Origin of the sequence: Clostridium pascui, from assembly GCF_016908015.1 — a bacterium.
Classification (GTDB): domain Bacteria; phylum Bacillota; class Clostridia; order Clostridiales; family Clostridiaceae; genus Clostridium_AK; species Clostridium_AK pascui.
Map to the genome: position 1 here is coordinate 183,299 of NZ_JAFBDB010000002.1, position 14,629 is coordinate 197,927.

11 protein-coding genes are annotated in these 14,629 nt (G+C 34.2%); 10 read left to right on the top strand and 1 reads right to left on the bottom strand.

Annotated features, from left to right (window positions below; genetic code table 11):
- The first annotated feature begins 7 nt into the window (after window positions 1-7).
- The 3 genes from ppsA (JOC70_RS06010) (at window position 8) to JOC70_RS06020 (ending at window position 4,852) form a co-directional block, all read left to right on the top strand.
- Entirely contained in the window at window positions 8-2,620 is a 2,613-nt protein-coding gene (gene ppsA / locus JOC70_RS06010; protein WP_204597983.1) for a phosphoenolpyruvate synthase, read from the top strand.
- Between the two features lie 281 nt (window positions 2,621-2,901).
- Window positions 2,902-4,239: a WD40/YVTN/BNR-like repeat-containing protein gene (locus JOC70_RS06015; protein WP_204597984.1), complete on the top strand. Its 1,338-nt coding sequence runs from the start codon at window positions 2,902-2,904 to the stop codon at window positions 4,237-4,239.
- A gap of 145 nt (window positions 4,240-4,384) precedes the next feature.
- The gene (locus JOC70_RS06020) at window positions 4,385-4,852 is read left to right on the top strand and encodes a flavodoxin family protein (RefSeq protein ID WP_204597985.1); all 468 of its coding nucleotides are present in this window, start codon (window positions 4,385-4,387) and stop codon (window positions 4,850-4,852) included.
- A gap of 270 nt (window positions 4,853-5,122) precedes the next feature.
- Here the strand turns inward: JOC70_RS06020 and JOC70_RS06025 are convergent, their stop codons facing one another.
- Window positions 5,123-5,707 carry a TetR/AcrR family transcriptional regulator gene (locus JOC70_RS06025; protein WP_204597986.1) on the bottom strand — a complete coding sequence of 195 codons (585 nt, stop codon included), beginning with the start codon at window positions 5,705-5,707 and terminating at the stop codon, window positions 5,123-5,125.
- A 201-nt stretch (window positions 5,708-5,908) separates the two neighbouring features.
- Between JOC70_RS06025 and ppsA (JOC70_RS06030) the strand changes: the two genes are divergently transcribed.
- From ppsA (JOC70_RS06030) to JOC70_RS06060, 7 genes are all read left to right on the top strand, one after another.
- Window positions 5,909-8,536 (top strand): phosphoenolpyruvate synthase, encoded by a 2,628-nt coding sequence (gene ppsA, locus JOC70_RS06030; RefSeq protein WP_204597987.1) that lies wholly within the window; start codon window positions 5,909-5,911, stop codon window positions 8,534-8,536.
- Between the two features lie 173 nt (window positions 8,537-8,709).
- The gene (locus JOC70_RS06035; protein WP_204597988.1) at window positions 8,710-10,344 is read left to right on the top strand and encodes a sensor histidine kinase; all 1,635 of its coding nucleotides are present in this window, start codon (window positions 8,710-8,712) and stop codon (window positions 10,342-10,344) included.
- 136 nt (window positions 10,345-10,480) lie between these two features.
- Window positions 10,481-11,029: a flavin reductase family protein gene (locus JOC70_RS06040; RefSeq protein ID WP_204597989.1), complete on the top strand. Its 549-nt coding sequence runs from the start codon at window positions 10,481-10,483 to the stop codon at window positions 11,027-11,029.
- An 81-nt stretch (window positions 11,030-11,110) separates the two neighbouring features.
- Window positions 11,111-11,290, top strand: a complete 180-nt coding sequence (locus JOC70_RS06045; protein ID WP_243429058.1) for a hypothetical protein — start codon at window positions 11,111-11,113, stop codon at window positions 11,288-11,290.
- 191 nt (window positions 11,291-11,481) lie between these two features.
- Entirely contained in the window at window positions 11,482-12,705 is a 1,224-nt protein-coding gene (locus JOC70_RS06050) for an MFS transporter (RefSeq protein WP_243429059.1), read from the top strand.
- Window positions 12,706-12,975: 270 nt separating this feature from the next.
- Window positions 12,976-13,881 carry an ABC transporter ATP-binding protein gene (locus JOC70_RS06055; RefSeq protein WP_204597991.1) on the top strand — a complete coding sequence of 302 codons (906 nt, stop codon included), beginning with the start codon at window positions 12,976-12,978 and terminating at the stop codon, window positions 13,879-13,881.
- Window positions 13,881-14,624, top strand: coding sequence for an ABC transporter permease (locus JOC70_RS06060; RefSeq protein ID WP_204597992.1), 744 nt, complete (start codon window positions 13,881-13,883; stop codon window positions 14,622-14,624). The genes JOC70_RS06055 and JOC70_RS06060 overlap by 1 nt, the downstream gene beginning before the upstream one ends.
- Window positions 14,625-14,629: the final 5 nt, after the last annotated feature.

Here is a 14,629-nt window from a genome sequence, read left to right on the forward strand (position 1 = left end):
GGAATGTATGAATTCATATGTACTTGGCTTTCAGGAAGTTGATAAAACGAAGCTTTCCATGGTCGGAGGTAAAGGCGCCAATCTAGGCAAACTATCCAGCCTTACAGGGATTCTAGTACCGGAAGGTTTTTGTATTACCACAGAAGCGTATAAAAAGATAACCGAAAATAATCAGGAACTTGACGGTTTATTATATAAATTATCCCATCTTAGAGTAGAAGATAGGGAAAAAGTTTATGAAGTTAGCAAAAAAATTCGCATGGTCATCGAAAGTATATCTATTTCTAAGGATATAGTAGAAGAGATTATGGATTATATAACAAAGTTTGGTGAAAAAGATGCCTATGCTGTGCGTTCCAGCGCAACTGCGGAGGATTTACCGACGGCCTCCTTTGCCGGTCAGCAGGATACCTATTTGAACATTATTGGAAAGGAGGCAATACTAAAGCATATCAGCAAGTGCTGGGCATCGTTATTTACCGAAAGGGCAGTAATTTACCGACTTCAAAACGGCTTTGACCACCGTAAAGTCAACCTATCTGTGGTTGTTCAGAAGATGGTCTTCCCACAGGCATCAGGAATTTTGTTCACTGCCGATCCCGTGACTTCTAATAGAAAAGTGTTATCCATTGATGCCAGTTTCGGACTTGGTGAGGCCTTGGTCTCCGGATTGGTGAATGCTGATAACTATAAAGTGTGTAACGGCAAGGTTGTGGATAAGAAAATATCTACCAAGAAGCTGGCTATTTATACCTTAAAAGATGGCGGTACGAAAGAACAACAGATTGGATCTGATATGCAGAATAGGCAAGCACTCACCGATGAGCAGATTTTACAGCTTGAACGCATGGGCAGAAGGATTGAAGAACATTTTGGCCACCCTCAGGACATCGAATGGTGTTTGGCAGATGATACATTTTATATTGTCCAGAGCCGTCCAATCACTACTTTATACCCAATCCCTGAAGTAAGTGATGAGGAAAATCATGTTTACTTATCTGTGGGGCATCAACAAATGATGACTGACCCCTTGAAACCATTGGGAATGTCTTTGTTCCAGTTAACATCTTTTGGACCCAGGTTCAAAGCTGGTGGAAGGTTGTTTGTTGATGCTACGCCTATCCTGGCTTCACCTGACAGCAGAAAAATGTTATTAGATGGCATGGGACAACACGATCCACTCATGAAGGACGCGCTCATGACCGTAATAGAGCGAGATTTCATAAATATTTTACCAAATGATAAAGAGGAGCAGAGTAACCTTAGAAGCAATAAAAGTGTGTCGTCTGCGGATTCAAAACCACAAGTGGAAAATGGCCCCACAATTGTTTCTGATTTGATTAAGAGTACTGAAAAATCCATAGAAGAGTTGAAGCAAAACATCCAAAGGAAATCAGGAGCGGCTTTATTTGATTTTATTCTAGAAGATATAGAGGAGTTAAAGAAGATTTTATTTAACCCACAAAGTACAGCTGTATTTATGACTGCTATAAATGCTTCATTATGGGTCAATGAAAAAATGAACGAATGGCTAGGTGAAAAAAACGCAGCAGATATCCTTTCTCAATCTGTACCAAACAATATTACTTCAGAAATGGGTCTGGAACTATTGGATGTGGCAGATGTGATTCGTCCTTATCCAAAAGTAATTGATTATTTGGATCAGGTAAAAGATGATAACTTTTTAGATGAATTGCTTAAGTTCGATGGTGGAATAAAAATCCAAGCCGCTATTTATGATTATCTAAACAAATACGGAATGCGATGTGCGGGAGAAATCGATATTACAAGAACTCGTTGGAGCGAAAAACCAATTACCCTTATTCCCATGATTTTAAGTAACATCAAAAATTTTGAGCCTAATGAGGGTAAGCGGAAATTTGAGCAAGGGCGGCAGGAAGCTTTGGCAAAAGAACAAGAGTTATTAGAGAGATTGAAGGAGTTGCCGGATGGTAAACAAAAGGCCAAAGAAACAAAAGAGAGAATCGACCTAATCCGAAATTTCATCGGCTATCGTGAATATCCAAAATACGGCATGGTTAGCCGCTACTTTGTTTATAAACAGGCTTTAATGAAAGAAGCAGAACAACTAGTGCAAAAGAGCGTTATTCATGAAAAAGAAGATATATATTACCTGACTTTTGAAGAACTTCGCGAAGTCATAGTCACAAATAAACTAGATTACAATATCATCAGCAAGCAAAAAGAAGAGTACAAATTATTTGAAAAACTAACCCCTCCACGTGTTATCACCTCTGACGGTGAAACACTCTCCGGTAAGTACAGACGAGAAAATACTCCAGAGGGCGCTGTTCCAGGTTTGCCTGTCTCTTCAGGAGTTATAGAGGGAAGAGCCCGTGTAATCTTGAACATAGAAGATGCTGATCTAGAAGATGGCGATATATTAGTTACCTCCTTTACTGACCCTAGCTGGACACCATTGTTTGTATCCATAAAGGGCCTAGTCACCGAAGTTGGTGGGCTGATGACCCATGGAGCAGTTATCGCACGTGAATATGGTTTGCCAGCAGTTGTGGGAGTAGAAAATGCCACCAAGCTGATAAAAGATGGACAGCGAATTCGGGTACATGGAACAGAAGGGTATGTAGAAATCCTATAATGGTGAAGATGTTGTCTTCCTCCTCCATAGTTAAATAAAAGATGAAAGCTAGGAAAGCCACCCAGTCAGGGTGGCTTTCTAAAATGGAAAAAGTAATTACAATAGCATAAAATTACTCAGGAAATTTATGTGCAATAAGTTGTATAATGTAGTTAGTACTTATTAGTATTAAAGTGCAAATATTTAAGCATAATGAATAAAGGAACAATCTCTTGTGAGATTTTACAATTTAAGGTGTTTTGAATCTGATAATTTTAAGTGTTCTTAAGGAGAATAGAGACATGGCTATAGATAGTAATAAAGAATCAAAAAAGAAAATATACAGGATAGTGACAAGGTTTTGCATAGCTATTGTGATTTTAGCTGCTTGTTACTTCGGTTATTACAAATACCAGCAAAGTAAGATTAAGTTTCAATCACCAGAAGGCTTCTCCGTTGAAGTTAATACAAAAGATCTTACTGTAGTGGGGACAAAGTGGCTTGAAGCATATACTGAGCAATACCGAAGGAAATACGTGACTAGAAATCAAAAGATAATTGAGTATTCTATTAATAATATTGAAGTTAAAGAGACTAATGTAATTCAAGTTGATTTTTCCATTGTACCAAAAAAGTTAGATGAAAGAAGTACCTATAATTGGGATGGGATTGTAGAGGAAAACAAAATTAAAAGTCAATGGGTTTTATGGTTTAAAGAAGAAACAACCTCCAAAGGAACTTTTGTTTATACCGTAACAAAATTACAAAGACCTGCTGGATATGATTTGGAGAAATATCAAACCAGTGGTAAGAAAGAAAGAGACGAGTATAAACATGAATATGAAGATGAAATTCCTTATGAAAATCAGCAGTATACCTATAAGATAGAAAATACAATCCTCTATGTAAGTTATGATAAGGGAAATACATGGGAAGAAGTCCCTGTTCCGCTGGAAACCTTGGTAGCAGTTGGAGATGGAAGGCCTTATTATAATAAATTGCAGGAAAAAAGCTATGTAATAACACCAGAAAAAACTGCATTTGTCTATGGAGGCACTAGAGAAAATCCTCTTATAATGGTTCATTCAGAGAATAGGGGAATCACTTGGAAAACATCTGAAATAAGTAAAAACTTAGATAGTACAAGAGTGAAGTTTTGTAGTTTTCCAACAGCTACAATAGGTTATGTCATTGCAACAGGTGGAAGGGCTATGTCTCAAGAAGGACAGATAATCTATAAAACAACAAATGGTGGTGATACATGGAAAGAGGTAGGGGCTGGACCTAGCACCTGGCTTTTACAGTCAGCTGGTTTTATAGATGAAAATCTGGGCTTTATGAGTTATCCAAGGGTGGAAGGAGCTGTTACTAATTTTTATAGAACGCAAGATGGGGGCAAAACCTTTGAGCCAATAATACTGCCTGTTCACAAGGAAGAATGGATGGGTGCCACCTTTGAGCCTTTTATACAACCAGAAACTCCTTATGTTGAAAATGGCCAGTTGTTTCTTTTAGTAGGACAGGGGCAACAAGGCGATTTCAAGGGAGGTACTGTTATGGCAAAATACAAATCAGAGGACAGGGGAAAAACCTGGAGTTTTGTGGAATTGGTGGAGCCGCCTTCTAAAGAAATAGGGTGATAAAAAGTTAATATCCTATGAAAACACACATTGAAACAGTTTGCCTTCTTAAACGAAAGTAATCAGGAAATCAAATGCATAATGTGGTATTTAAAAAACATAAGTAGTAATATGGAAAATGAAATGAGTGGGGGAAATGTAATTTATGAAATCCTTAATTATATATTTTTCTAGTTATAAGAACAACACTAAAAAAATAGCTAAAGTATTTGCTGATAAAATTAATGCTGATTTAATAAACTTAAAGAACCTTAAGGAGATTGAAATTGATAATTATGATTTAATTGGATTTGGATCTGGAGTTTATAAAGAAAGTCTATCTCCACAATTATTTAATTGCATTGAAAAATTAAATTTGAAGGGTAAAAAGTTTTTTGTATTTTCAACCAGTGGAATTGGAATGAAGTTCTATAATAATAAGCTAATTAAGCTATTGGTATCAAAGGGAGCAATAAATAAGGGCAGTTTTGCATGTAAAGGTGCCCTTGTGGCGCAGGAGTTTAGTAACAATAAGATTTTTGATATTGTAGGAAGATTATCACAAGGGCATCCGAATGATAAAGATCTTAGAAAGGCAGAAGAATTTATTGAGAAGGTAGTACTTTATTTATAGGTACACCTAACTAACTTAAAATATCAATCTGTTAAAGATATTGCTTCCATAACAGGAAAAGTTCCAAGAATATTACATTACTAAGAGACAAGGCATAATTAACTTGTCTCTTAAGAATCTGTTACTCTATTAAGTTCCATTGATATCTAATGCTATTATATCTCTATAAGGGGCATTTATGAAAACAATTAATATAAACAAAAATAAGTTCTTGATTATAGTTATTAAACTCAAGGGCTTATTTTTGTTTATATTAACCTGTAAAGTTAACTAATCTTCTTTTCCTAACAAGCCATAAAAAAATAACTTTAGTATTCCCATCTTGTATTCAGGACTAGTTTTAAGATAATCAGACTGCTCAATAATGGAAACTGAGGATAGAAGGAATGCTAGAATCGCATCGTCTGGAATGCTTCTGTCAATGGCACCTTCTTTTTTACCTAACTCAATAAATTTATTGTATACTGTGATTGCTTTTGAGTTTGCAGCCTCTTTATATACCTGTTGTAAAGTTTTATCTCCCCATGCGTACTTGCTAAAAGCTGAGCGGCTTAATTCAGCTGTGGCCTCATGTTTTTTATCCATAATAATTTTGAGCTTTTCAGAAAAAGGAATTTCTCTTTCTAGTATTTCATCATATCCTTTGATTGCTTTATCTAAATAAGAAACAAGTACTTCCTTGGCAAGAGTATTCTTATCGCCAAAATAATTATAGATGGAAACCTGTGAAACTTTAGCCTTTGCAGCTATTTCGCTTATACCAACATCAGTTATGCCTCGATTAGAAAAAAGTTCCCATGCAGCACTAATGATGGAGTCTTTTTTTAGTTTTGTTCTTTTTTCATATCCATTCATGTTCATCACCTAGATTCAATTATAACATAGTTTTGAAATATGACAAACAATATTTCAAAAGATATTGACAATAGTATTTTGTAGATATATTATGAAATAAAAACTTAATTATTTCAAAACTTTATTTCCTGCTCTTTTTAACAGGAGTGGAGCATAGGAGAACTTGGATATTAAAATATTATAAGAATTATGGAGGATGCTATGAAACCATATATTTTGACTTTTAATGAAATAGATAAAACAAAACTCATGATTGTCGGAGGAAAAGGTCTAAACCTTGGACAACTGTCAAAAATTGATGGGATATCAGTGCCAGATGGCTTTTGCATAACAACCGAAGCCTACAAAAAATTCATTGACAATAATGCGGATCTGAAAGTGCTAATTGATAAGTTAAGAGAATTAAAATCTGATGACAGGGACAAAATTTCAGAAATTAGTAAGAAAATACGTTTAGTTATTGAAAACCTAAGAATGGGAGCTGATATTGAAAATGAAATAACTAGGGAATTATCAAAATACGGCAGTAATGAAGCCTATGCTATACGTTCAAGCGCTACAGCAGAAGACCTTCCCCATGCATCATTTGCCGGACAGCAGGACACATACTTAAATATCAGGGGGAAGGATGAGGTTATACAACATATAATTAAATGCTGGGCGTCACTTTTTACTGATCGAGCAGTGACGTATCGTATACAAAATGGTTTTGATCACAGAAAAGTATTATTATCTGTAGTTGTACAAAAGATGATTATGTCAGAAGCCTCAGGGATTATGTTTACAGCGGACCCAATGACCTCTGATAGAAAGACACTTACCATTGATGCAGGATTTGGACTTGGTGAGGCATTAGTATCTGGATTGGTGAACCCAGATATTTATAAGGTTGTAAATGGTAAGATTACTAAGAAAAATATAGGAACAAAGGAGATGGAAATCAGGACTGACCAAAATGGAGGCACTAAAGAAATAAGAATTGAAAATGGCAGACAGCAAAAACAGGTACTGGAAAATGAGAAGATACAAAAGCTTGCTGCTATAGGAAAGAAAATCGAATCCTATTTCGGATCTCCTCAAGATATAGAATGGTGTCTTGTAGATAACGAGTTTTATATTGTTCAAAGTCGTTCTATTACCACATTGTTTCCGCTTCCAAAGGTAATAGGCTCCAAGAAACCTCGTGTATATATGTCAATTGGGCATACGCAAATGATGACGGACGCTATTAAGCCATTGGGTATGTCCTTCTTTGAAATGATTTCTGAAGTCTCAATGGAGAAGATAGGAGGTAGAGTTTACACAGATATTACTCATGACCTAGCCTCGACCATAGGGCGCAGCCGTTTAGTGATGGCAAGCGGTAAGCAGGATCCACTAATACAGAGTGCTATAAAAAATCTTATAGAAGATAAGAAGTTTATGGCATCTCTTCCAAAGGGTAAAAGAAATGTAAAAGGTGGCATTTTTACCTTAGGTTCTATTATCGAGACAATAAAAATAAGTATAAAAAATGACCCTTCGATTATTAAAGAATTAAAAAATGAATTTGAGAAAGAGATTAGGGATATGGAGCAACAACTCTCCAAGCTTTCAGGAGATCAGGTCTTTCAATTTATAGGTAAGGATCGTGAGAAACTATTAAAGGTGGCATATAATCCCAAAATGCTGGGTGCTATAATTGCAGCCATATTGGTTAACGACTCTCTCAATAAGAAAGTTGGGAAATTGTTAGGAGATAAGAGTGCAGCTGATACACTTACCAAATCTCTAGATCATAATGTTACTACTGAGATGGGGGTAGCTTTATGTGATATAGCGGATATTATCCGTAAACACCCAAAAGTTCTACAATATATTTCACAGAATCCTAGTGATGAGAAGTTTTTTGAAGAGATGGAAAAGCTAACCGGAGGCGAAGAGACAAGCAAAGCATTTAGACTGTTTTTAAATAAATACGGAATGCGATGCCCCGGAGAGATAGATATTACTAGAGAGCGTTTCGAAGAAAAACCTACACAGCTTATTCCTATGCTTCTTAATAATATTAGTGTTCTAAGGCCAGGTGAGCATAGAATCAAATTCCAGGCGGGAAGACAGGAAGCAAAAAATAAGGAAGAGGAGATCATCCTCCGTTTAAAGAATTTGCCAGGAGGTAGTAAGAAGGCGAAAAAGATTAAAAAAAGCATTAGCTTACTTCGCAACTTCATAGGATGCCGTGAAGATCCTAAATATTATATTGTTCGACGCTATCAGGTTTATAAGAAGGCACTTATGGAAGAAGCACGCAAGCTTGTAGAAAAGGGAATTATCAAAAGTGTTGAGGATATATTCTATTTGTATTTGGATGAACTTCGTAATGTGGTAAGGACAAATAAGTTGGACTATTCGATTATAGTAGAAAGAAAACAGAATTATGCGCGTTATGAAAAGCTTACTCCTCCACGTGTATTTACTTCCGAGGGATTTGTTCCGCCATTTAGCTTCTCAACAGGAAATGTACCTAAAGGAGCAATTTCAGGTATCCCTGTTTCTACTGGCATAGTGGAAGGTCGTGCTAGAGTAGTTTTATCAGTAGGTGAAGCTAAGCTGGAAGATGGCGATATTCTTGTGACTCAGTTTACAGATCCAAGTTGGACTCCATTGTTCGTCACCATAAAAGGATTAGTTACTGAAGTGGGAGGATTTACTACTCACGGGGCAGTTATTACACGAGAATACGGTCTTCCAGGAGTAGTAGGCGTTGAAAATGCCACAAAGCTTATAAAAGACGGCCAGAGAATTAGGGTAAATGGGACTGAAGGATATGTGGAGATACTTGGGGAATGATAAGAGTAGAGCTGCAGGATTTAGTATCTAGATTTAAACTGATTAAAATCATGAAATATAATATATAGTATAGAAAAATAGCAAAATTAGGTATATAATGTATATAAATGTTAAATTGGCTAATTGAAAATTTATTTTATTTAAATAGTTTTGTGGGGAATGGGATGTTAATTATGGACTTAAAAAATGATTTTTTGATAAATGAATTACAGAGAGTTGAACAACTTGGAATATTTATCTATGACATAAAAAATGATATGTGGACTAGTTCAGAGATATTTGACGAATTAGTTGGAATAAATGATAGTTATTCTAAGGATTTTAAAGGTTGGCTAAATATTATTCACCCAAGTCAGAGAGCAGATGCTGAGACATATGCCAATGAAGTAATTATGAATGGTAAAAACTTCAACAAGGAGCATAAGATAGTACATCAAATTGATGAAACTGAAAGATGGGTAGTAGCAAAAGGAAAAGTATATTTTGATGAGTACGGTATGCCGGAGAAATTAGCAGGTACCATTCGCGATATTAGTGAGCTTAAGAAAAGCGAAGAAAGATATAAAAAACTTTATGAACAATTTCAACAAAAAGAAGCTTTTTTAACTTCTCTTGTTAATTTAATTCCAGACCTGATTTTCTATAAAGACGTTAATAGTACATATTTAGGCTGCAATAAAGCTTTTGAAGATTTTATAGGAATTGAGGAAAAAGATATTGTCGGACAAACTGATTTTGAAATTATGGATAAGGAACAAGCAAAACATTTTAGAGAAATGGATTTAAGAACGATGCAGCAAGGAAAGCATCTCAGAAGAGAAGAATGGATTAAGTATCCTAATGATAAACGTGTTTTAGTAGATACAATAAAAACACCTTACTATGATTCTGAAGGCAACATCTTGGGACTTATAGGGGTAAGCAGGGACATCACTGAAAGAAGTAAAAAAGAAGAGTTGCAAAAAAGTATCCAAGAGGAAAGAAGAAGGTTAAATGAAGCAAGAGAGGCTGATAGAATTAAAACAGAGTTTTTTACCAATATTTCTCATGAACTAAGGACTCCAATAAATGTTATATTTTCAGCTTTGCAGATGGAAGAACTTATGTTAAAAAACTATTCAAGCGATAATATTTTTATGGACAAATTTAAATATATAAAGATGATGAAGCAAAATTGTTATCGACTTTTAAGATTAATTAATAATTTAATTGATATAACAAAAATTGATAATAATTATTTTAGCGTAAATGAAAGCAATCATGATATTGTAAACTTAATTGAAAATATCACATTATCTGTAGCTGATTATATTGAAAATAAAGGTATTTCTATTACATTCGATACTGATGTTGAGGAAAAAATTATTGCATTTGATCCAGAGAAGATAGAAAGAATTATGTTAAATTTATTATCAAATGCAGTGAAGTTTACTCCTTATAATGGCAATATATTTGTTAAAATGGAGGATAATATAAGCAGTATATGTATAAGAGTAAAAGATAGTGGAAGAGGTATACCGGATAATAAACTTAATTCAATATTTGAACGGTTTGTACAAGTTGATAAGTCCCTTACAAGGAATCATGAAGGGAGTGGAATAGGGCTCTCGCTTGTTAAATCATTAGTTGAGCTGCATGGCGGAAAAATATCCGTAAAAAGTAAAGAAAATCTGGGAACAGAATTTATTATAGATATTCCGTATAAATTAGTTGAAAGTGAAATCTATGTTGAAAGTGCATGTGATGCTCAGATAGATGAAAATTGTATTGAAAAAATTAATATAGAATTCTCGGATATATATAACTAAAAATGAGTACACCTTCTAAGGGGCGCACTCTATCTATATGATATCCCATAGGAAAGAAAAAGTCTATAAATTTATTTTTATTTATCCTATAATTTTTATTGTTGCAACAAAAATATAATTAGATAGGAGAATAAAGATGGTAAAACAGAAGATATCAAATATTCCTTTTGGACCATACATTGCCGTTTTAGCAGGAGCTACTGTTAATGGGAAGCCAAACTATGCTACCATTGGTGCATATGGAGTTGTAAGTCAAAAGCCTGTGCTTTACATTTCACTAAAGAATACCCACTGTACTACAAAGGGAGTTATAGAAAATGGATTTTTCAGCGTAAACATTCCATCATCGGACGAGATTAAAAAAACTGACTATTGCGGCACTGTTTCTGGCAATAAAGTAGATAAATCAAAGGTATTTGAATCATTTTATGATGAAGCAGGAAATGCACCATTGATAAAGGAATGTCCTGTAAATTATCTTTGTAAGGTGATACAGACTATTCCTATGTTTGATTTTACAATGTTTATTGGTGAGATTGTTGCTGCATATGCGAGCGAAGAGTGTTTAGAAGACGGGAGACCAAACGCTTTAAAAGTTAAACCAACTATATTAATGGATTCTGGGTATTTTGATTTAAATGATAGAGTTGGATCAATATTTAAAGCATGTGAGGGCAATAAATAAAAACGTAATTTAGTGATAAAGGAAGCTATCAGCTATTCTAATAATAAAGTAATCGATTATTTTAGTCAGAGGTTAGATATAGTGGATATTAAAAATATCAACTATAAATTTGCTGTGGATGAAGAACTTTTACCACATTTCATTAAAATGACACCATTAATCTGGGGAAAAAGTACTGAAAGTTTAAATTATATATTTCAAAAAAATATATCTTCTATAACTGTAGATTTAGCCATAATAATTGGTATGAAGAAAAATTAGAATTCACAAAAGATAGGAGGTGTTTTTACATGACTATTAACGGTGGTATTTTCCATATAAGATTAAGAGGATAAGGCGCGGTTTATGGCGTTGTCTTTCCAAATAAGAATAAGAGTTTTTAAATGAGAAAGTAGAATAGTCATAATCCGTGCTATTTGAAATTAAAAATAGCAAATCGAAGGAGAATGATTATGAATAATAAAGTTAATAACAATTGGAAAAGGATATTTTATACTATTTCAGCGGGACAGGCATTTTCATTGCTTGGAAGTTCAATGGTACAGTTTGCTATTATATGGTGGTTAACTGTTAAAACTAATTCAGCTGTGGTATTATCTGCGGCATCTATTGCTGGTTTTCTACCACACGCAATACTTGGGCCTTTTATTGGAGCGCTAGTAGATAGACACAGTAGAAAAGCAGTAATGATAGCGGCAGACCTTACTATTGCAGCAGCTACTTCAGTACTGATTATGTTCTTTTTTATTGGAGAACCATCAGTATGGGTAATATATTTAATTCTTACTGTTAGATCTCTTGGCAGCGCTTTTCACATGCCAGCAATGCAGGCGTCTATTCCTATGATTGTTCCTGAAGAGAGATTGACTTCAGCTTCAGGAGTTACTCAGCTTATACAATCAGCATCGTACGCATTAGGACCAGCACTTGCAGCGCTTATGCTTGGTGTGTTTTCAATTGAGTATGTAATGATGATAGATATATTGGGAGCAGTTATAGCAACTATTACACTTTTAGTAGTTAGCATACCTAATCCTAAAAAAAGTATTGAAGATAGTGAAAACATTGGTATGTTAAAAGAGGTATTACATGGAGTTAAGACACTAAGAGGTTATAAAGGATTATTCATTCTTACTGTTATTTCATCTATTTATATGATTATATATATTCCTGTAGGCTCTCTATTTCCATTAATGGTTAGGGGACATTTTCAAGGAGGAGCTTTTGAGGCAAGTGCTGTGGAGGTAGCTTTTGCTCTGGGAATGTTTCTAGGGTCTATAGTACTTGGAGCAATAGGCGATAAGCTTAAAAAGGATTTTATAATTAGCATATCAATATTACTTATGGGGGTGGCCCTAGTAATATCTGGATGCCTACCGAGTTCAGGTTTTATAACTTTTGTGATATTATCAGCGATTATGGGATTAAGTGCCCCTTTATTTTCTGGAGCATACATGGCATTACTTCAAAGCAAAGTTGACCCTAGTGTATTAGGAAGAGTTATGGGTGTTGTTAATAGTATGATGCTGTTTGCTACACCTTTAGGGTTATTAATTGCAGGACCTGGAGCAGAGAAGTTGGGTATTGCTAGATGGTTTTTGATATCAGGGATAATGATAGCTATTTTAGCTGTTATTTGTAAGCTTAATCCTAGTATAAAAACTATAGAAGATTAATTTTGTCTTAACAATTAAATTTTAATTATTAAGCTTTAATTATTAAGTAAGGGCTGTTTCAAAATAATTATACTATTATTTTGAGACAGCCTTCTTTTCTATAAAAAACCTGAGTACCTTCAAAGTTTTGCAGGTTTGCAATTTCACAAAACATAAGGCAGGAACGGTAGAAAAATTAAGGTGAAATTAAGGATACCTAAATTTAGAGTTAATTTGGGGCTTATATAATTATAAGTAGTTAGAAGTAATTAACTTTAGGGGGTATTAAGGATGAGTGAATTCATTATTGAAACAAATAACTTAACAAAAGAATTTAATAAGTTTACAGCAGTAAAGGATGTAAGTTTAAAAGTACCTAAAGGTGCTTTATATGGTTTTTTAGGTCCCAATGGGGCTGGGAAATCAACTACTATACGTATGCTTTTAGATTTAATGAAACCTACGAAGGGTACAGTGCATATTTTTAATAAGGATATAAGAAACCATCGCATGGATATATTAAGAAAGGTAGGAGCAATGGTAGAGTCACCTTCATATTATGAAAATTTAACAGCCTATGAGAATCTAGAGATAACAAGAAAAATTCTACAAGTAGATAAAAAGGAAATTGATAAAGCTTTAGAAATAGTGAATTTATCTAAGTGGAGAAATAAAAGAGTTAAAAACTTTTCCCTTGGTATGAAACAGAGATTGGGCATTGCTCAAGCGTTAATAGGAGATAGAGAACTTCTAATACTGGACGAGCCTACGAATGGACTTGATCCTGCAGGAGTAAGAGAAATTAGAAATTTAATAATCAGCTTGCCGGAAACTATGGGAGTTACTGTATTAATTAGTAGCCATATTTTAAGTGAAATTGAATTGATAGCAGACCATGTAGGAATTATACGGAAAGGAAGTTTATTATTTCAAGGAACTTTAGAAGAACTAAAGACAAAGGGAAATAGGGAAATTGCCATTAAAGCAAAGCCGCTTAAAGAAGTAGAAAATTTCTTGAGGGGAAAAGGCATTTCTGCAAATAATAGGGAAGGAACACTTTATATTCCTAGGAGAAACATAGACATAGAAGAATTAAATAAGACATTGGTATTATCTGGGTATGGAGTTTCTCATTTAAGTGAATGTGAAAAAAACTTGGAAGAAATATTCTTAGAATTAACAGGGGGCATAGAATAATGAGGGAATTTTGTCAACTATTAAAAGGGGAATTTTTAAAACAAAGAAAAAGCTTTACCTGGGCTATAGCTATTTTAACACCTGTGCTAGCAGCAGGACTTACATTTATTAACCTTTTTATTCGATATGATTACCTTATGAGTCTAGAAGCTAATAAAGGTGCAAGCCCTTGGAATATGTTATTATTACAACATCACTTTATATGGTTCTTGCTTTTTTCCTTAGTGGTTACGATTTTTGCGTCCATGGTGAATTATATAGAATATAAATCTAATAGTTGGAAAAACACATTGGCACTTCCAGTTTCAAGAAACAAAGTATACTTATCAAAATGGTTTTTAGTATATATATTGAGTATTATAATGATATTTTTTAATGGGATTCTTTTAGTAATTGTAGGTAAAATATTAGGATTTCGCGAAGCTGTGGATTTAACGCTAATTTTAAAATATGAACTTTATCAGATGGCGGCTGTTACTAGCTTGATAAGTCTTCAATGTTTTATAAGTGCTGAGATAAGTAATACCAATATTTCTCTAACTATAGGAGCTGTAGGGGTAGCATCTTCCATGTTTTTTGCACAGTCAAAGATCATGTCTAAACTAATTCCCTATGCACATATAATCTATTCTCTTCCAGATTCTACTATAGATAATACAATTACTCTGCAATATGGTCTTAGCTTTGGAATAGTTTTTTTGATAATAGGAACTTTTTTCTTTAACAAAAAAGAAATATGTTAGGGGTG